This window comes from Rheinheimera sp., assembly GCF_030690345.1.
Lineage (GTDB): Bacteria > Pseudomonadota > Gammaproteobacteria > Enterobacterales > Alteromonadaceae > Alishewanella.
In genome coordinates this window covers 799,677-817,785 of sequence record NZ_JAUYGV010000001.1, presented here as the reverse complement: position 1 = coordinate 817,785, position 18,109 = coordinate 799,677, and the positions used below count along the sequence as shown (strand labels likewise).

At 51.0% G+C, this 18,109-nt stretch carries 18 protein-coding genes; 13 read left to right on the top strand and 5 right to left on the bottom strand.

Annotated elements, in window-relative coordinates; genetic code table 11:
• Positions 1 to 6 precede the first annotated feature (6 nt).
• Complete coding sequence (gloB, locus tag Q8O77_RS03910) at positions 7 to 774, bottom strand: hydroxyacylglutathione hydrolase (RefSeq protein ID WP_305551563.1); 768 nt, start codon at positions 772 to 774, stop codon at positions 7 to 9.
• 39 nt (positions 775 to 813) lie between these two features.
• Between gloB and Q8O77_RS03905 the strand changes: the two genes are divergently transcribed.
• The gene (locus Q8O77_RS03905; protein WP_305551562.1) at positions 814 to 1,548 is read left to right on the top strand and encodes a class I SAM-dependent methyltransferase; all 735 of its coding nucleotides are present in this window, start codon (positions 814 to 816) and stop codon (positions 1,546 to 1,548) included.
• Here the strand turns inward: Q8O77_RS03905 and Q8O77_RS03900 are convergent.
• Positions 1,545 to 2,051: an N-acetyltransferase gene (locus tag Q8O77_RS03900; RefSeq protein WP_305551561.1), complete on the bottom strand. Its 507-nt coding sequence runs from the start codon at positions 2,049 to 2,051 to the stop codon at positions 1,545 to 1,547. The genes Q8O77_RS03905 and Q8O77_RS03900 overlap by 4 nt on opposite strands.
• Positions 2,052 to 2,090: 39 nt before the next feature.
• Positions 2,091 to 2,624: a DUF2058 domain-containing protein gene (locus tag Q8O77_RS03895; RefSeq protein WP_305551560.1), complete on the bottom strand. Its 534-nt coding sequence runs from the start codon at positions 2,622 to 2,624 to the stop codon at positions 2,091 to 2,093.
• Positions 2,625 to 2,770: 146 nt separating this feature from the next.
• On the opposite strand from Q8O77_RS03895, the gene Q8O77_RS03890 reads away from it, so the two are divergent.
• Together Q8O77_RS03890 and Q8O77_RS03885 are read left to right on the top strand one after the other, a co-directional pair.
• A complete protein-coding gene (locus Q8O77_RS03890; RefSeq protein WP_305551559.1) occupies positions 2,771 to 4,081 on the top strand; it encodes a DEAD/DEAH box helicase in 1,311 nt (436 codons plus the stop codon).
• Positions 4,082 to 4,352: 271 nt separating this feature from the next.
• Positions 4,353 to 4,565, top strand: coding sequence for a cold-shock protein (locus Q8O77_RS03885; RefSeq protein WP_068230058.1), 213 nt, complete (start codon positions 4,353 to 4,355; stop codon positions 4,563 to 4,565).
• Positions 4,566 to 4,632: 67 nt separating this feature from the next.
• Here the strand turns inward: Q8O77_RS03885 and dinB are convergent, their stop codons facing one another.
• Complete coding sequence (dinB, locus tag Q8O77_RS03880) at positions 4,633 to 5,697, bottom strand: DNA polymerase IV (protein WP_305551558.1); 1,065 nt, start codon at positions 5,695 to 5,697, stop codon at positions 4,633 to 4,635.
• Between the two features lie 257 nt (positions 5,698 to 5,954).
• Here dinB and glyA point away from each other — a divergent pair, with 257 nt between their 5' ends.
• From glyA to Q8O77_RS03830, 10 genes are all read left to right on the top strand, one after another.
• Entirely contained in the window at positions 5,955 to 7,208 is a 1,254-nt protein-coding gene (glyA, locus tag Q8O77_RS03875; protein ID WP_305551557.1) for a serine hydroxymethyltransferase, read from the top strand.
• An 80-nt stretch (positions 7,209 to 7,288) separates the two neighbouring features.
• A complete protein-coding gene (nrdR, locus tag Q8O77_RS03870) occupies positions 7,289 to 7,744 on the top strand; it encodes a transcriptional regulator NrdR (RefSeq protein WP_068231240.1) in 456 nt (151 codons plus the stop codon).
• Positions 7,744 to 8,862 carry a bifunctional diaminohydroxyphosphoribosylaminopyrimidine deaminase/5-amino-6-(5-phosphoribosylamino)uracil reductase RibD gene (ribD, locus tag Q8O77_RS03865; protein WP_305551556.1) on the top strand — a complete coding sequence of 373 codons (1,119 nt, stop codon included), beginning with the start codon at positions 7,744 to 7,746 and terminating at the stop codon, positions 8,860 to 8,862. Before nrdR ends, ribD begins: the two co-directional genes overlap by 1 nt.
• A 24-nt stretch (positions 8,863 to 8,886) precedes the next feature.
• A complete protein-coding gene (locus Q8O77_RS03860; protein ID WP_305551555.1) occupies positions 8,887 to 9,537 on the top strand; it encodes a riboflavin synthase in 651 nt (216 codons plus the stop codon).
• A gap of 12 nt (positions 9,538 to 9,549) precedes the next feature.
• Positions 9,550 to 10,659: a bifunctional 3,4-dihydroxy-2-butanone-4-phosphate synthase/GTP cyclohydrolase II gene (ribBA, locus tag Q8O77_RS03855; protein ID WP_305551554.1), complete on the top strand. Its 1,110-nt coding sequence runs from the start codon at positions 9,550 to 9,552 to the stop codon at positions 10,657 to 10,659.
• A gap of 109 nt (positions 10,660 to 10,768) precedes the next feature.
• Positions 10,769 to 11,233, top strand: a complete 465-nt coding sequence (gene ribE / locus Q8O77_RS03850) for a 6,7-dimethyl-8-ribityllumazine synthase (RefSeq protein ID WP_305551553.1) — start codon at positions 10,769 to 10,771, stop codon at positions 11,231 to 11,233.
• Between the two features lie 17 nt (positions 11,234 to 11,250).
• Positions 11,251 to 11,664 carry a transcription antitermination factor NusB gene (gene nusB / locus Q8O77_RS03845; RefSeq protein WP_305551552.1) on the top strand — a complete coding sequence of 138 codons (414 nt, stop codon included), beginning with the start codon at positions 11,251 to 11,253 and terminating at the stop codon, positions 11,662 to 11,664.
• Positions 11,665 to 11,697: 33 nt separating this feature from the next.
• Positions 11,698 to 12,660 (top strand): thiamine-phosphate kinase, encoded by a 963-nt coding sequence (gene thiL / locus Q8O77_RS03840; RefSeq protein WP_305551551.1) that lies wholly within the window; start codon positions 11,698 to 11,700, stop codon positions 12,658 to 12,660.
• Positions 12,657 to 13,136, top strand: coding sequence for a phosphatidylglycerophosphatase A (locus tag Q8O77_RS03835; protein ID WP_305551550.1), 480 nt, complete (start codon positions 12,657 to 12,659; stop codon positions 13,134 to 13,136). Before thiL ends, Q8O77_RS03835 begins: the two co-directional genes overlap by 4 nt.
• A gap of 26 nt (positions 13,137 to 13,162) precedes the next feature.
• Positions 13,163 to 16,195 (top strand): diguanylate cyclase, encoded by a 3,033-nt coding sequence (locus Q8O77_RS03830; RefSeq protein ID WP_305551549.1) that lies wholly within the window; start codon positions 13,163 to 13,165, stop codon positions 16,193 to 16,195.
• Between the two features lie 41 nt (positions 16,196 to 16,236).
• Here Q8O77_RS03830 and dxs read toward each other — a convergent pair whose 3' ends face one another.
• The gene (gene dxs, locus Q8O77_RS03825; RefSeq protein WP_305551548.1) at positions 16,237 to 18,096 is read right to left on the bottom strand and encodes a 1-deoxy-D-xylulose-5-phosphate synthase; all 1,860 of its coding nucleotides are present in this window, start codon (positions 18,094 to 18,096) and stop codon (positions 16,237 to 16,239) included.
• Between the last annotated feature and the right edge of the window lie 13 nt (positions 18,097 to 18,109).

Here is an 18,109-nt window from a genome sequence, read left to right as displayed (position 1 = left end):
TGCAAGTCAGGCTTTAAACTGGTCTTTAGCTGCTCTTAGCATAGTAAATAGAGCAAGAGCCGTGTCTTTTTGCCATTTTTTTTGCAACAGTTTGTTATTGCAGCGTAAAAAAGGGTTAATTTGTTTTTCATTTGCCAGTATTGCCGGCAGGGTTGGCTGTTTTGCCAAACGTAAATCACGGCAATGCTGTGTATATCCCACTAACGCAGCATTATCCGCATCAACGTGCAGGGCAAACTGTAAATTTGCCAGGGTGTATTCATGTGTGCAGTAAATCAGTGTGTTATCGGGCAAGGCCAACAGTTTTTGCAACGAATGCCACATTTGAGCAGGGCTACCTTCAAATAAGCGACCACAGCCAGCGCTAAATAAAGTATCACCGCTAAACAAAACCGGGGCTGAATAAAACGCTATATGGCCCAGGGTATGGCCGGGTAGGTCCAGTACATCAAACGTCAGGTTAAACGGTGGTAACGACACCGTATCGCCTTGCTTAACCTGTTCAGTTAGCGAAGGAATAAGATGTTGCTCTGCCGCCGGGCCTATAACCCGCGCATCCGGAAACTGGTGTCGCAGTTTGGCAATTCCGCCGGTATGGTCGGCGTGGTGATGGGTGATCAAAATACTTTGTAGCTGCTTTTGCTGCTGCGCCAAAAATTGTAATACAACGTCGGCATCACCCGGGTCTACTACCAGGCAATATGAGTGCTCAGGCTGACACAGGGCCCAAATATAGTTATCCTCGAACGCAGGTATGGGTGTAATCTGGTACATAATGGCAGCGATATTGATTAATCCGGATAGCAATTTAACATGAAACCGGCGTTAAGCGAAAAAGACAGAGCTTTTCCCTCACAGTGGCAGCAGTTGCCGCAGGGCGATGCGCTGGCTGCTGCTGTCGCAGTTAAACTGCAGCCGTGGTGGCAGCGTATTTTCGGTTATTACCTGCTCAAAGTGGGCGATTTAAGCTGTCAGTTAGACACCAGTGGTTGCAAAATTCAGCAGCATATTACTATTGGCCGCTACGGCAGCAATCTGATGATGCAGGCGGAAGCCGATGCACTGCCGGTTAGCGACAGCAGTGTCGATGCGGTATTGCTAAGCCACAGCCTGGAATACACGCCGGATCCACACCATGTGGTGCGCGAAGCCCACCGTGTGCTGATGCCGGACGGTTATTTGTTACTAACCGGCATTAACCCTTACAGTATGGTTGGCCTGCTTAAGTGCTGGCCGGGTTTGGCGCAGCAGTACCCGTGGCAAGGGCGTTTTTTCAGCCCGGCGCGGATTAAAGACTGGTTGCATCTGGTGGGGTTTGAAGTTTTATCCGAGCAGCGCTTTTTCTGCTCGGCGATGTTGGCAAAGCACTATGATGACGGCTGGTGGCAGCAGTGGCAGGAGCAATATCTGCATTATTTCGGCGCAAGTTATCTATTGGTAGCCCGCAAGCGTGAATTACCGTTAACGCCTATCCGGCCGAAATGGCAATTAAACCCGGCATTCGCGCAGCAGGTTAAAGGCGTCAGTGCCAGACAACGCAGCAGTTAGATTTGTGCAAGATATTGATTGGCCCGGCTAATGGCTTCAGTCGCTGTTAGCGTCATAAAATACAAACGGCTGTTTTCCAGCTCCGGTGGCGGGCTGGCAGTAAAACCTAAACGGCTGTAACACTGCACAGCAATCTTATTGTGCCGGTGTACATACAGCGAGATATCGCGTCGCTGTTGTCCTAACGCCTGAATAATCAGCTCAAAAATCAGCACTCTGGCCAGGCCTTTGCCACGATGCTGCGGCCGGATCACTAACCTGGCCAAATGATGACGTTCAAAGCGGTCACACACTTGGCCAAAGCCTAATAACTCACCGCTGTGCGCATCTGACAAACTGTAGCTTTGTGTACCGGGCCGACACAGCAATTCGAGAAAACGCCGCTCGCTGCACGGGTAATCAAAGTTGTCACCGCCCCAGCTTTGCTGCTGCTCTGCTGAAACAAACCAGCTTTGCAGCTGGATCATTTCAGCGATATTCGCCAGTGCCAATTGTGTTGTCATGTCAGGCTCCCTGCCGGCTGTGGTAGCCGAACAATCTGCTTACCACATTAAATCGTCAGGGATCTTAAAGTCGGCATACGGATCGTCTTCGTCCACTTGTTGCTGTTTTACGTTAAGTACAATAATGCTGTCGCTCTGGCGCTGCTTAATTTTTTCTGCCACTGCAGCCGGTACCAGATAATACTGTTCATCCTGTTTGGCAATAGCTAGCATGCCACGGCTGAGTTCATCATGCAGTTTGTTATTCACATACAGTCGTTTTACCAGCTTGCCGTCGGTAAAGTTGTACGCCACGTCGCCCTGAGCTCTGATGGTATTGTTGTTAATCAACTGTTTTACCTGGGCGGCAATGGCTTTTTGCTGTAACAGCGCCTGCTTTTGCTGGTTGAGCTGGCGGTCGCGTTCAATTTGTTGCTCGCGGCTTTGCTGAGCCAGTACGCTGGCTTCGTTTACCACAGCTTGTTTTTTACCGGCCTGTACTTTTTGCTGGTGCTTTTCTTTTTTCACCGCTTTTAGTTTTTTTGCATCGGCCAGGCCGGCTTTTAACAGTTGTTCTTTTAATGCATTACTCATAATAAACCTTGCTGATTGCGTGCTGAAAGGCGCTGCCACGAATGCGCATATAGTAGCGCAAAGCATCCGCTTGTAGAAATCAAACTAACTCAATTTGTCAGCTTCGGTTATCATATAGCGGTAATTTAAGGTTGAAGAGGTTCACTTTGCCATTTAATGATTTATCGCTTGATCCGCGTCTGTTGCGCTCGGTACAGCATCTGGGGTTTGTTAAGCCAACTGAAATTCAGCACGAAGCCATTCCTGCTGTAATGGTGGGCCGTGATTTAATCGTGTCATCGCAAACCGGCTCGGGTAAAACCCTGGCTTATTTACTGCCAATGATGCAGCGTTTGCTGAAAAGCCGGCCGTTGTCAAAACGTGATGCCAGGGCGTTAATTTTGGCGCCAACCCGTGAATTAGCCAAGCAGGTTTATGCACAGTTGCGCTTGTTTGTGTCTAATACACCGCTAACGTCGGCATTGATTGTCGGTGGCGAAAACTTTAACGATCAGGAAAAGCTGCTTAAACGCCAACCGAATATCATCGTGGCGACCCCCGGCCGTTTTGTCGATCATCTGGAGCATAAATCAGTCTTTATTAACGGCCTGGAAATGCTGATCCTCGATGAAGCCGACCGTATGCTGGATTTGGGTTTTATGCCGCAGCTAACTGTCATCAATAAAGCAGCGGACCACCGTCTGCGCCAAACCTTGCTGTTTTCTGCTACCCTGGATCATGCCGAAGTAGATGAGCTGGCACTGGCTCTGCTGAAAAACCCACACCGTGTTGCGGTGGGCTCATCACATCAGCAACATCAGGATATCAGTCAGCAGTTTTATCTGGCGGATCACCTGACACATAAAGAAGCGCTGCTGCAGCACTTCTTGCAGCAAAGCGATATTAAACAGCTGATTATTTTTACCGCCACCCGCGAAGATGCACAGCGCTTAGCGCTGCTGTGTGAACAACTGGGCCGCAGCGCTGTGGGGTTAAGCGGCAAATTAACCCAAAGCAGCCGCAATGCCGTAATGCAGGCGTTTGCGACCGGCAAACATCAGGTTTTGGTGACCACAGATCTGGCCTCACGCGGGCTGGACTTACTGCAGGTATCACACGTCATCAATTTTGACTTGCCCAAACACGCTGAAGAGTATGTGCACCGCATTGGCCGCACCGGCCGTGCCGGCGCCAAAGGGCAGGCGATTTCGCTGGTTGGGCCAAAAGATGTACCGGCACTGACACGGATTGAAGCGTTTTTACGCCAACCTACCGATTTTAGTGTGGTAGAGGGTCTGGCAGCGAAATTTGACGGTAAGTTAAAAACAGCAGCTGAAACACCGATAGCGAAGGCCGGGAAAAAGACCGCGCCTGGTAAAACCAAAGCGAAAACGACTAAGCCCGTGCAAAAAGCCAAAGCGCAATTTTTCGAAGGCGGTGATGATGGTTTAGCCCCGGTGCGGCGCAAGCAAAAATAAATTCAGGGCTGGTTATTTTTTCAGCAATAATGCTGCTACACTGAAATTGTTGTTGTTCGGTACGCCGACAATAACAGGGTTATCAGTAACGTGGCACACGTTGCTGGTACGGCCGTAGCAGAAAATATTTTCTGCGCAGCAGGCAAGGTTATTGACCCCTTATTTGGCTTCACTGATAATGAGGGCGAAAATATGTACTGGCCGGCTGCAATGGCCGGTACTATTTAAGTCGCCAGCGAGCTGGCAAATCTAGTTAAAGTAAGAGAGTGTTATGTCACAGTTAATTTCCGGTTCAGTTAAGTGGTTCAACGAAGAGAAAGGTTACGGTTTCCTTGAGCGTGATGGTGGTAAGGACGTTTTCGTTCACTTCCGTGCTATCAACGGTACCGGCCGCAAAACTTTAGTTGAAGGTCAGAAAGTTACTTTTGAAGTAACTGAAGGCCAAAAAGGCCCACAAGCTGAGAACGTAACTGTTATCGGATAATTCCGGCCAGGCTTGCATAAAACCGGCAACAGCCGGTTTTCTGTTATCTGCAGCATGGTATTTTATATTAAAACGGCAGTACCAGTTGTTGCAGGGCGTCGGTTTTAAACCCTATCTGTAAACCAATTAACCTTACCCCTTGTTGCTGGCGGCGTTGCCAGGCTTCATCCAACAATGGCAGCAGCTTATCCAGTTGCAGCGGTTGGCCTTGTTTTTCTACTGTGGTTTGGCGAAAGTCACTGAATTTAAGCTTTACCCCTACTTTTTGGATCGGTGCCTGGCGTCCGGCTGCGGTGTTGCTGTAATGCTCCAGCCGGCGTTGCAACTGCGGTAACAACTGGCTCAGCATTTCTACACATTCAGTGTATTGCAGTAAGTCGTGCTCCAAAGTGCGCTCTACACCCAGCGATTTACGTTGCTCGCGACTGCATACCGGCCGCTCATCTATGCCCTGACTGCGTTTTAACAGGCTATCGGCCAGGCTACCGAAGTGTTTTATCAACAGTGGCAGCGGTGCGGTGGCAATATCGGCACAATGATGTAACCCCAGCTGGCTGAGCCGCTCTGCGGTTTTTGTACCTACGCCTGGCAGGCGTTTTAAGGGCAGGGTTTTAACAAAAGTACTGACATTGTCCGGGGTGATAACAAAGAGGCCATCGGGTTTATTTTCGTCGCTGGCTATTTTGGCCAGAAACTTGTTTGGCGCAACCCCGGCCGAAGCGGTAAGGCCGGTCTCAGCAACGATACTACGGCGGATATCTTCAGCAATACGCGTAGCGCTACCCTGAAATAAACTGCAGTCGGTAACATCTAAATAGGCTTCATCTAAAGACAGTGGCTCTATCTGGTCGGTGTAACGGGCAAATATTGCGCGAATTTGCCGGCTTGCTGTAACGTACTTATCCATACTGCCGCTTAGCAGCGTCAGGTGCGGGCATAACTTTAATGCCTGGCCGGTGGGCATGGCTGAGCGCACACCATAAGCGCGGGCAGGGTAGTTACAGGTAGATATTACGCCACGGCTTTGTCTGGAGCCGCCTATAGCCAGCGGTACATGTTTTAGTGCCGGGTTATCGCGCATTTCCACAGCGGCAAAAAAGCAATCCATATCAATATGTATGATTTTGCGCATTTCGCACCTTAGCTGTTTATATATACAGTATATTAGGTGGTTGCACCCCGGTTGTAAAGCCTGCGCCACGTTAAGCCAGACGAATACTATCAGACTATTTTTATTTCAGACGTTTAGATGGCTAAATTCTAAGTGCATAAAAACCGATTTAGCGGTAGAATAGCGGCCAATTTTTACCAGCCCGTTTGGTTGTAGCGCATTTTTATTAAAACTTATTTTTATTGAGACTACGCGTGCAAGCCGCGCCAGGAGAGAGCATGTTAAAGCGTGATATGAATATTGCCGATTTCGACCCACAATTATGGCAAGCGATAACAGATGAAAATGACCGTCAGGAAGCCCATATCGAGCTTATCGCGTCAGAAAACTATGCCAGCCCACGCGTATTGCAGGCGCAAGGCTCTCAGCTGACCAATAAATATGCTGAAGGTTACCCGCATAAACGCTACTACGGTGGTTGTGAGTATGTTGACGTTGCTGAAGACCTGGCGATTGCCCGCGCTAAAGAGCTGTTCGGTGCGGATTACGCCAACGTGCAACCGCACTCCGGCTCACAGGCTAACTCTGCAGTATTTCTGGCGCTGTTAAATGCCGGTGACACTATTTTAGGTATGAGCTTGGCGCACGGTGGCCACTTAACGCACGGTGCTCATGTCAGCTCATCCGGTAAACTATATAAAGCTGTGCAGTACGGCCTGCACCCTGAAACCGGCGTAATTGATTATGATCAGGCTGAAGCTCTGGCGTTGGAGCACAAGCCAAAGCTGATTATCGCCGGTTTTTCTGCCTACTCAGGTATTGTTGATTGGCAACGGTTTCGTGATATCGCCGACAAAGTAGGTGCTTACCTGATGGTGGATATGGCCCACGTTGCCGGTTTAGTTGCCGCTGGTTTGTACCCTAACCCGGTGCCGGTGGCCGATGTAGTAACTACAACTACACATAAAACCCTGGCCGGCCCGCGCGGTGGTTTAATTCTGGCGCGTAAGAACGAAGAAATTGAGAAAAAGCTGAACTCGGCGGTATTCCCGGGTGGCCAGGGCGGCCCGCTGATGCACGTGATTGCGGCTAAAGCCGTTGCGTTTAAAGAAGCGCTGCAGCCGGAATTTAAAACGTATCAGCAGCAGGTACTGAAAAACGCTGTAGCAATGTGTGATGCGATGATTGCGCGCGGTTACAAAATTGTCTCCGGCGGCACGCAGAACCACCTGTTCCTGATGGATTTAATTGACAAAGATATCACCGGTAAAGAAGCCGATGCCTGGTTAGGGCAAGCGCACATTACTGTGAATAAAAACTCAGTGCCGAACGATCCGCGCTCACCTTTTGTTACCTCTGGTTTGCGTATCGGTACCCCGGCTATTACCCGTCGCGGCTTTGTTGAAGCTGAAGCCCGCACTGTCGCCAACCTGATTTGCGACGTGCTGGACAGCCGTGGTGATGCTGCGGTAATTGATAGGGTGCGTAGCCAGGTTTCTGAGCTGTGCAGCCGCTTGCCGGTTTATGCGTAAGCGCTGATTAAGTGCTATGATGGCCGCTGTTGCGGCCATTTCTTTATCTGGCTTTTTAACGCCTTAGCAGGATTTTTATTATGTACTGTCCGTTTTGTAATGCTGATGATACTAAGGTAATAGATTCGCGGCTGGTGGCGGATGGCCATCAGGTACGGCGCCGGCGTGAATGCCTGGCCTGCCATGAACGCTTTACCACCTTTGAATCAGCCGAATTGGTGATGCCGCGCATTATCAAACGCGATGGCTCGCGTGAGCCTTTTAATGAAGACAAATTGCGCAGCGGTTTGCTGCGCTCTTTGGAAAAACGCCCGGTATCGACCGAGCAAATTGAACAGCTGATCAACAAAATTAAATCTCAGTTACGTGCCACCGGCGAGCGTGAAGTCGGCAGTCAGTTGCTGGGGAACCTGATTATGGATGAGTTGGTTAAAGTGGATAAAGTGGCCTACGTGCGCTTTGCCTCGGTGTACCGCTCGTTTAAAGATATCCGTGAATTTGGCGAAGAAATTGCCCGCTTAGGGGAAAAAGCCTGATGTTCAGTGCTGCTGATACGGCCTTTATGGCACAAGCCATTCGTCTGGCAGAACTTGGCCGTTACACCACCAGCCCGAACCCGAATGTCGGTGCTGTGCTGGTGCAAAATGCTGTAGTGGTGGGCTGCGGTTATCATAAGCAAGCCGGCGGGCCCCATGCCGAAGTGTTTGCCCTGCGTGAAGCGGGCATTAAGGCAAAAGGGGCTACCTGCTACGTTACGCTTGAGCCCTGCAGCCACCATGGCCGCACGCCGCCGTGCGCAGAAGCCTTGATTGCCGCCGGTGTAGCGCGTGTAGTAATAGCGATGCAAGATCCCAATCCGCAGGTAGCCGGCCGTGGTGTCGCATTGCTGCGCGCTGCCGGCATCCTGGTTGATATTGGCCTGCTTGAAGCTCAGGCGCGGGCATTAAACCCGGGCTTTTTAAGCCGGATGGAGCGCAACCGGCCTTATGTGCAGCTGAAACTGGCTGCCAGTTTAGACGGGCGCACTGCGCTGGCCAATGGCGACAGTAAGTGGTTGACCGGTGACGCCGCGCGCGCCGATGTACAACATTACCGCGCACAAAGCTGTGCTGTTTTATCTACCGCCACCACAGTATTGGCCGATAATGCGCGGCTGAATTTACGCACTGAGCAGTTATTACACAGCGTGGCAACACTGGAAAACGGTGAACTGCGCCAGCCAAAACGGGTGATCCTTGATCGTAATGCCGTGCTTGATGCGAAGCTGGCAATATTTCAACACGGTGGTGAAGTGCTGTTGTGTGTCAGCAATGTTGAAAATAGCCGCCAACTGCCCAATATCGCCAGACAAATTCATTGTCCGTTGGATGACAAAGCTCAGTTTGATTTACCGGCACTGCTTGAACACTTAGCGTTGCGTGAAAACGTCAACACTCTGTGGGTAGAAGCCGGTGCTACGCTGGCCGGCACCTTGTTGCAATTAAAGCTGGTGGATGAACTGATTGTATATGTAGCACCCAAATTGCTCGGTAACACGGCGCAGCCGCTGGCAATACTGCCGCAGTTTACGGTATTGGATGCAGTACCGCAGCTGAGCTGGACGGATGTACGCATGGTAGGGCAGGATTTACGTCTCACTGCCCGGCTTACCTGAATGAACGGCTACACGGGATAACTTATGTTTACAGGTATTATTGAAGCCACAGGTAAGCTTGGCGCTGTGCAGCGGCGTGGTGCTGATATTACGGTTACGGTTTACAGCGACAGCCTGGATTTTGCCGATGTAAAGTTGGGCGACAGCATTGCCAGCAATGGTGTGTGCTTAACGGTAACCAAATTGACCACACACAGCTTTGATGCCGATGTTTCCTCTGAAACCCTGGCCCACACCCTGTTTGGCCGCTATCAGCCGGGCCAGGTGATTAACCTGGAAAAGGCCATGTTGCCCACTACGCGGATGGGCGGACATATCGTCAGCGGCCATGTGGATGGCATTACTCAGGTAACAAAAATTGAGGCCAGCGGCCGCGCCTGGCATATCTGGCTGGCGCTGCCCAAAGCGCTGGCACATTATATTGCCGCTAAAGGCTCGGTTACTGTTGATGGTGTAAGCCTGACGGTGAATGAGCTCAGCGCAGAGGCATTTCGTCTTACCATAGTGCCGCATACGGCCACTCATACCACGCTTTCACTACTTAAAGCCGGCAGTCAGGTACACCTTGAAGTGGACTTAATTGCCCGTTATCTCGAACGTTTACTGAAAAAAGACAGCGACAGCGCGACGGGCGGTGTCAATATGGCGCTGCTGGCACAGCGCGGCTTTTTATAAATAAGGTTTGTTATGCAACTGAATACTCCAGCTGAAATTATTGAAGACATCCGTCAGGGCAAAATGGTGGTGCTGATGGATGATGAAGATCGCGAAAATGAAGGCGATCTGGTGATGGCGGCGGATTATGTTACGCCGGAAGCTATAAATTTTATGGCGACCCATGGCCGCGGTTTAATTTGCTTAACGCTGAGTAAAAAGCGCTGTAAGCAATTAGCTTTGCCCTTAATGGTGGATGCAAATAAATCACCGTTTTCTACCAACTTTACTGTGTCGATTGAAGCGGCTGAAGGCGTTACCACCGGTATTTCTGCCGCAGACCGCGCCCGCACCGTTAAAGCTGCCGTAGCCCGTGATGCCAGACCAACCGACATAGTACAACCCGGGCATATTTTCCCGTTAATGGCGCAAGATGGTGGTGTGCTGGTAAGGGCCGGCCATACCGAAGCCGGTTGTGATTTAGCCCGTTTAGCCGGGCTTGAGCCGGCAGCGGTAATCGTGGAAATTTTAAATGACGACGGCACTATGGCCAGACGACCGGATTTAGAAGTGTTTGCAAAAAAACACGGTATTAAAATCGGCACCATTGCCGATTTAATTGAATACCGCAACTTAAATGAAACCACCATTGAACAGGTTGCCAGTTGCCAGCTGCCAACCGAAGTGGGCGAGTTTAAGTTAGTGACCTTTAAAGACACTATTGATAACCAAATTCACTTTGCGCTGGTCAAAGGCGAAATCAGTGCCGACGAACCCACCCTGGTGCGGGTGCATTTGCATGACACCTTCAGCGATTTGCTGATGGCCGACAGGGCTGCTAACCGCAGTTTTCCGCTGCATACCGCGATGGAACGTATTGCCCGTGACGGTGGTGTGCTGGTGCTGCTGGGTAAGCATGAGTCTACTGAAGAGCTTATCCGCACCGTGCAGGCGTTTGAAGCCGAAGATAAAGGCGAAAAACCGCGCAGCACGCCGTGGAAAGGTACGTCGCGCAATGTTGGTGTGGGCTCGCAAATTCTGGCCAGTTTGGGCGTGAAGAAAATGCGCTTACTCAGCCAGCCGAAAAAGTACCATGCGCTGTCCGGTTTTGGCCTGGAAGTAGTGGATTACGTTAGCGAGTAAAGGCGGTTAAACAAAGCATGGCGCGGCATAACAAAGACTATGCCGGTTTATGTCGTGTTGTGCTATTATGCACGGCTAATTTTCAGCGGTCAGATTTTAAGGGCAACTTATGCAGGTTATTGAAGCAGGGTTTTCTGCCAAGGGTAAGAAGTTTGCGATAGTGGTAGCGCGGTTTAACAGCTTTATTGTTGAGAGCTTATTAAGCGGTGCAACCGATACCTTGCAACGTATTGGTAATGTATCAGAGCAGGATATCACTGTAATTCGTGTGCCGGGTGCCTTTGAATTGCCGCTGGCGGTGCAACGCGTTGCTGCCGGGAAGAAATATGATGGCATTATTGCGCTGGGCGCAGTGATCCGTGGCGGTACGCCGCATTTTGAATATGTATCCGGCGAATGTACCAAAGGTATTGCTCAGGTGATGATGCAACATGACATCCCGGTTGCCTTTGGTGTACTCACCGTAGACAGCATTGAGCAAGCCATTGAGCGTGCCGGCACTAAAGCCGGTAACAAAGGCAGTGAAGCTGCCATGTCGACGCTGGAAATGGTTAATTTACTGGCCAAGCTGTAACAGGAAGAGACACACAAATGAAACCTAATGCCCGTCGTCAGTCACGGTCACTTGCAGTGCAGGGAATTTACAGCTGGCATGTCAGCCAAAACCCTATTGCAGATATTGAGCAACAATTATTGCTGGAAACTAACGTTAAACATCTCGATGTTGGTTATTTCCAGGATCTTGTGCGTGGTGTGGTAAAAAACCACGCTGTGCTGGATGAAGCGTTAAAACCATATTTAGACCGGCCGTTCGATGAAATTGATTTTGTTGAAAAAGCCGTACTGCGGGTGTCAGCCTATGAGCTGAAGTACCGTCTTGATGTACCGTACAAGGTTATTATCAACGAAGCGATTGAGCTGGCCAAAGCGTTCGCCGCTGACGACAGCCACAAGTTCGTTAACGGCATTCTGGATAAAGCCGTACGCGTACTGCGTCCAAGTTAAAGGAGAGCCGGCGTTAGTCGGCTTCTTAGTTTTATGGGTGAATTCGAACTCATTTCCCGCTATTTTGCCAGCTGCGGTGCTAAACGCAACGATACCGCTATGGGTGTCGGCGATGATGGTGCCGTGCTGCAGCTGCGCGATGGCTACGACCTGGTCGTAACCACCGATACCATGGTAGTGGGCACGCATTTTTTCCCCGATGATGACCCGCGTGCACTGGGCCATAAACTGGTGGCGGTGAATGTCAGCGATTTAGCTGCCATGGGCGCCGAGCCGGCCTGGTTGTCATTAGCGTTAACCGTGCCTGCGGTAGACGAACCCTGGGTGGCGGCCTTTGCGGCCGGCCTGCATGAAACGGCTGAGTACTATAACTGCCAGCTGATTGGCGGTGACACCACCCGTGGCCCGCTTAGCCTGACCATGATAGCCAAGGGCATAGTGCCGCGTGGCAAAGCGCTGACCCGCAGTGGCGCTAAAGTAGGTGACTATATTTATGTTACCGGTACTTTAGGTGACGCAGCGCTGGGGCTGAAGTTGTGCCAGGGCCTGCATGAGGTGAGTAAAAAACACCAGACTCATATATTGCAGCGGTTTCATTATCCTTCTGCCCGTGTCGCCCTGGGCCAGGCGCTGCGTAATATTGCCAGCAGCGCCATGGATTTATCCGATGGTCTATACGGTGACATTCAGCATATTTTAAAACGCTCGGCTGTCGGTGCCAGTATTGATATTACGCGTTTGCCGTTGTCGCAGGCGCTGAAGGACAGTTGCGATTACAGCACGGCCATGCAACTGGCGTTATCGGGCGGCGAAGACTACGAACTGCTGTTTACTGTGCCTGAGGCCAAACGCGGTTCGCTTGATGTACTGTTGTCACCCTATGGCGTGCCGGTCAGCTGCATTGGCCGTATTACCGGCGTGGCCGGTAAGCTGGAGTTAAAACAGGGTGAGCAGGTGTTTAGTTATCAGCATCAGGGTTTTAAACACTTCGAATGAGCACAGCACAGTTTAATCTGAAAAAATGGTATCAGTTTCTGGCATTAGGTTTTGGCAGCGGTTTAGCGCCAAAAGCGCCGGGTACTTTTGGCACTTTAGCAGCAGTGCCGCTGGTCGCACTGTTGTTATGGCTGGGGAACAGCTATTTGCTGGCGTTTGTGCTGCTGGGCAGTGTACTGGGTGTGTATCTGTGTGGCCAAACCGCGCGCGATATTGGCGAGCACGACCATGGCGCTATTGTTTGGGATGAGATTATCGGCTTTGGCATTACCATGCTGTGGCTGCCGCTGCACTGGCAAACTTTAGTGCTGGGCTTTGTATTATTCCGCCTGTTTGATATTGTAAAACCCTGGCCTATCAGTTGGCTGGACAAAAAACTGCATGGCGGCCTTGGTATTATGCTGGACGATATTTTAGCCGGTGTTGCAGCATTACTATTGCTGCATTTGCTGTTACCGTTTTTACCCCTGGGTTAACCCATCATAAGCAAGAGACTGCATCAATGAAAAACGCCTTACTGTTGCTTTTATTGTTGTGCTCTTGCTCTGCTTTTAGCTACAACCAGCAATCGGTATACGACTTTGACATTAAGCATTGGGGCAGCACTGAAGGCTTATCCAGCAATTCTGTGCGCTCGGTCAGCCAGGATGCCCAGGGTTATATCTGGTTGGCAACCCAATTTGGCCTGAACCGTTTTGACGGTGTACAGTTTGAACACTTCACTAAAGAAACTCACCGGCAATTAGCCAGCAATGTGCTGACAAAATTACTACACGACAGCCGCGGCTATATGTGGGTAGGCACTAAAGCCGGTTTATCCGGCTTTGATCCCGTGACACTAAAGTTCGATCGCTATCAGATTTTAGCTGAAGTCACCGCCATCCTTGAAGTGCGGCCGGGTGAAATTTGGGTGGCCGCAGATAACCTGTTCCGCATTAGCAACGGTAAGGTGAGCCGGGTAGAGCAGGTACGCTCTCAGGTTAGTCAGTTAGAGCTGGTAGGCAACCAGGTGTGGGTCAGTAGTACAGAGCAACTGTATCGTATTGATATTGACGGCAACACCAGCAGCTTTGCCTTACCCGCTGAATTAATGCAAACACCGGTGTATGATTTATACCAAACCGAAAGCGGCTTACATATTGCCGGTGAGTCCGGCTTTTATCATCTGGACGAGTCGGCGACGGTAAAAAAATGTCAGTTGCCGGATCACAGCAATACTGCCGTGTACAAGCTATTACGCGACAGCCGGGGCAACAGCTGGATCTCAGCCCACCGCAAGTTATTTCACCGCCACCCGAATCAGCCCTGGCAGCATATTACCGGCGACGAATTGGGCAGTTACCCCTGGTTCAGTGATATTTTTGAAGATAAAGATCAGAACATCTGGCTGGCCAGCTTCAGCGACGGTATTTACCGTGCCTCGGCCGGCAATATTCGTCGCGTATTACCCAAAGATGCTGATCCTATAATCCGCAGCGTATCGGTAACACCGGATAATACCCTGCTGATAGCAGGCCAGTCTGATGTCGGTGAAATGCAGGCCGACGGCAGTTACAGCGGGTTGATCACGGCAGAAAGTCTCGGTGCGGCTACGGTGTATGATATTTACTGGCCACAAGCTGATGTAATGTGGTTAGCGCTGGATAAAGGCGTTATGCAGTACCGTCGTGGTGAAGTTGGGCTTACGCCGATATTTGATGCGTTAAAAGGCTTTACCGTCAGATTGTTACAGCCGGATAATCAGGGCGGCGTCTGGTTGGGCGGGGTAATGGGGTTATACCGTTATCAGCAAGGTGAGCTAACACCCTTTAGTAAGAATGATGAGCTGGAGTCGCGCAATATTACCGTATTGCAGCAACAACAACAGCGGCTGGTGTTTGGTACTACCCGCGGCCTGTACCAGTACGAGCAGCAGCAACTGAGCCGGCTGGGCGTGGGTACGGCGCTGTTTAACAGTTATGTCACGGCGTTACAGGTGTTGCCGGACAATTCGGTACTGGCCGCCACGCTGGATGATGGTATTTTTGTGCTACTGCCGGGCCAGGCGCAGTGGCTGCAATTACATGCCGGTAACGGCCTGCCACACAGCCCGGTAGTCAGCCTGGAGTTTGATGCGGCCTCTGATTATATTTGGGTTAGCAGCCACAAAGGTATTTTCCGGCTGCGCGCAGCCGATTTAGCGCAGTTAGCAACAGGCACTTTGGTGGTAGAGGAAATTCTGGGGCCCTACGATCGCCAGTTGGGTACTGTGCCCGGACGCTGCTGCAATGGTGCCGGCCATGCGAAGGTTGCGCTATGGCAACAGCAATATTGGTATCCCACGCTCAAAGGTTTGGTGGCTGTGCCGGCAGATTTAAACCCCGCGCTTAGCCGCAGCGCCAGCCCGGTGATAAAAAGTGTAGTGGGGCAGCAGCATTATATTGTCGACAGCGAACAGGCCAAGCTGGTACTGGAGCTGGATGATCGCAACCTGAGTATTCAGTATTCGGCGCTGGAATTTGTTAAACCGGCGGCGCTGAAGTTCCGCTACCGCTTGCGTGGTTTTGACCAGCAATGGCATGAGGTCGGCGAGCGGCGCGAAGCGGTATACACCAACCTGACGCCCGGCAGTTTTGTGTTTCAATTGCAAAGCCGGTTTGACAATGAAGCCTGGCGTGACAGTCAGAGCGTGCAGTTAGAACTGGTTATCCCGAAGCGTTTTGATGAAACGCTGATTTACCGTGCGCTGTGGTTACTGTTAGTGTTGTTTTGTTTGTACGGCCTGTTATGGCTGCTGCGGCGCAATACCCAGCACCAGCAACAACAGATGACAAGATTGGTGCGTCAGCGTACTCAGGAGTTAGAAAACAGTAACCTTAAGCTCAACGAGCTGAACGAACAGCTGGCGCTATTGACTCACAAAGACAGTTTAACCGGGCTGCGTAACCGGCGTTTTATGTTTGAACAGTTACCCAAAGATATTGAACATTTCCAGCGCAACCGCGAGTCGATGCAGCAGCAGGGTAAATGTGTGGCGCTGATCCATTTGGATTTGGATAACTTTAAGCAGGTAAACGACCAATTTGGTAACAGTGCCGGTGACAGCTGTATTCAACAGGTCGCCGGTATTTTGATCCGTGAAACCCGTGGCTCAGACTATGTAGTACGCTTTGCCGGTGAGGAGTTTGTACTGGTATTGCGTGATATTCAGCTGGAGCTGGTAGCACAGTTTTGTTATCGCCTGAATGAACTGATCGCTAAAACAGTGTTCAGCTTGCCGGACGGGCACCGCACCCGGTTAACCTGTTCGGTGGGCTATGCGGTGTATCCGTTGGCCTTGCTTGGCGGCCAGTTGATTAACTGGGAAATTTCACTGCAGCTGGCAGAAATGTCATTGTATCAGGTGAAACATGCCGGCAAGAACGGTGTGGCGACCATCCATTTTGATCAACAGGTCGATGCGTTTGAATTTGAAGACTCGTCACATATTGAAGCCCAGGTCGAGCGCTTGCTGGCCGCCGGGTTGGCACGGTTTGACGTAAAAAATAACCTGTAAAAAAACCGCCTTCAGGCGGTTTTTTTTATCATAGTAAGCTGTTACAACAAGGCTTTTATCGCTGCCAGAATGCCGGCACTGTCCAGTCCCAATTCGGCGTAAATTTCCTGCTGGGTACCGTGTTTAATAAAATGATCCGGTAAGCCCAGATGCGTCATGCTGACATCAAGCTGCGCCTGCGCCACAAATTCACTCACCGCCGAGCCGGCACCGCCCATAATGGCATTATCTTCTACGCTGACAAAGCGGCTGTGGGTAGCGGCCAACTGCCGCAGTAAGTCGTGATCCAGCGGCTTAACAAAGCGCATATCCACCAGGGTAGCATTTAATTGCTCTGCAGCCAGGGTACAGGCACTTAACAGCGGACCAAATGCGAGGATCGCCAGTTTTTCACCCTGCCGCACTACTTTGGCTTTACCGGTTGGCAACAACTGCATTTGCGTCTGTGCGGTGATACCGCTGGCGGAACCGCGCGGATAACGTACTGCCGCAGGGCCCTGATATTGATAACCGGTGTAAAGCATCTGGCGGCATTCATCTTCGTCTGAGGGCACCATGATCAGCATATTTGGAATGCAGCGCATAAAGCTCAGGTCAAAGGCGCCCTGGTGAGTCGGTCCATCAGCACCGACAACGCCGGCACGGTCAATCGCGAACAACACGTCTAAATCCTGCAGTGCGACATCGTGGATCAGTTGATCATAACCGCGCTGCAAGAAGCTGGAGTAAATGGCTACTACCGGCTTTAAGCCTTCAATCGCCATGCCGGCGGCCAGGGTTACCGCATGTTGCTCGGCAATGGCGACATCAAAATAGCGTTTCGGGTAGGTTTTGGAGAACCGCACTAAATCGGAGCCTTCGCGCATTGCCGGGGTAATGGCTTGTAGCCGTTCATCCTGCGCAGCCATATCGCAGATCCAGTTGCCGAAGATATTGGAAAAGCTGGGCAAGCCGGCCTTTTTGGCTGGTTGCTTGCAATCGTCCGGATTAAATTTTGCCACCGCATGATAGCCGATAGGATCGGCTTCGGCCGGCGCATAGCCTTTGCCTTTTTTAGTGACAATATGCAGTAGTTGCGGGCCTTTTAGATTGCGCATATTACGGATGGTATCAACCAGCCCCAGCACATCATGGCCGTCAATCGGGCCTATATAGTTAAAGCCCAGCTCTTCAAAGAAGGTGCCCGGCGTTACCATGCCTTTAAAGTGTTCTTCTGCGCGGCTGGCCAGCTCATGTAATGGCGGCACACCACTTAAAATCTTTTTACCACCCTCGCGCAGGCTGGTGTAAAAACTGCCGGATAAAATCCGCGCAAAGTAGCGGTTTAACGCGCCGACATTTTCTGAAATTGACATTTCGTTGTCATTCAAAATCACCAGCATATCGGGGCGTACCTCACCGGCGTGGTTCAATGCTTCAAACGCCATACCGGCGGTAATGGCACCATCGCCGATCACCGCAACCACTTTACGGTTATTGCGCGCTTGTTGCGCAGCAATGGCCATGCCCAGGGCTGCACTGATGGACGTGCTGGAGTGGCCGACAGATAGCACATCGTATTCGCTTTCTTCACGATACGGAAAAGGGTGCAAGCCGTCTTTCTGGCGGATGGTGTGCATGCGCTCGGCGCGGCCGGTCAGAATTTTATGTGGATAAGCCTGATGGCCCACATCCCATATCACGCGGTCAAATGGCGTGTTGTAAACGTAATGCAGCGCTACTGTTAGTTCAACGGTGCCTAAACCAGAGGCAAAATGGCCGCTGCTTTGGCTAACGCTTTGCAATAAATAGCTGCGCAGCTCGTCACTGAGTGCGGGCAGCTTGTCTTGTGCCAGCTGACGCAGCTGCGCGGGTAAATTAGCCTGGGCTAATAACGGGTAATCGTTAATATCTAACGCCATAATCCATGCCTGT

Coding starts and splice junctions, on each gene's coding strand:
- Q8O77_RS03905 (WP_305551562.1), top strand. CDS start 814: ATGAAACCGGCGTTAAGCGAAAAAGACAGAGCTTTTCCCTCACAGTGG.
- Q8O77_RS03900 (WP_305551561.1), bottom strand. CDS start 2,051: ATGACAACACAATTGGCACTGGCGAATATCGCTGAAATGATCCAGCTG.
- nusB (WP_305551552.1), top strand. CDS start 11,251: ATGAAACCTAATGCCCGTCGTCAGTCACGGTCACTTGCAGTGCAGGGA.
- dxs (WP_305551548.1), bottom strand. CDS start 18,096: ATGGCGTTAGATATTAACGATTACCCGTTATTAGCCCAGGCTAATTTA.
- ribBA (WP_305551554.1), top strand. CDS start 9,550: ATGCAACTGAATACTCCAGCTGAAATTATTGAAGACATCCGTCAGGGC.
- dinB (WP_305551558.1), bottom strand. CDS start 5,697: ATGCGCAAAATCATACATATTGATATGGATTGCTTTTTTGCCGCTGTG.
- Q8O77_RS03885 (WP_068230058.1), top strand. CDS start 4,353: ATGTCACAGTTAATTTCCGGTTCAGTTAAGTGGTTCAACGAAGAGAAA.
- glyA (WP_305551557.1), top strand. CDS start 5,955: ATGTTAAAGCGTGATATGAATATTGCCGATTTCGACCCACAATTATGG.
- thiL (WP_305551551.1), top strand. CDS start 11,698: ATGGGTGAATTCGAACTCATTTCCCGCTATTTTGCCAGCTGCGGTGCT.
- nrdR (WP_068231240.1), top strand. CDS start 7,289: ATGTACTGTCCGTTTTGTAATGCTGATGATACTAAGGTAATAGATTCG.
- Q8O77_RS03860 (WP_305551555.1), top strand. CDS start 8,887: ATGTTTACAGGTATTATTGAAGCCACAGGTAAGCTTGGCGCTGTGCAG.
- Q8O77_RS03830 (WP_305551549.1), top strand. CDS start 13,163: ATGAAAAACGCCTTACTGTTGCTTTTATTGTTGTGCTCTTGCTCTGCT.
- Q8O77_RS03895 (WP_305551560.1), bottom strand. CDS start 2,624: ATGAGTAATGCATTAAAAGAACAACTGTTAAAAGCCGGCCTGGCCGAT.
- ribD (WP_305551556.1), top strand. CDS start 7,744: ATGTTCAGTGCTGCTGATACGGCCTTTATGGCACAAGCCATTCGTCTG.
- ribE (WP_305551553.1), top strand. CDS start 10,769: ATGCAGGTTATTGAAGCAGGGTTTTCTGCCAAGGGTAAGAAGTTTGCG.
- gloB (WP_305551563.1), bottom strand. CDS start 774: ATGTACCAGATTACACCCATACCTGCGTTCGAGGATAACTATATTTGG.
- Q8O77_RS03835 (WP_305551550.1), top strand. CDS start 12,657: ATGAGCACAGCACAGTTTAATCTGAAAAAATGGTATCAGTTTCTGGCA.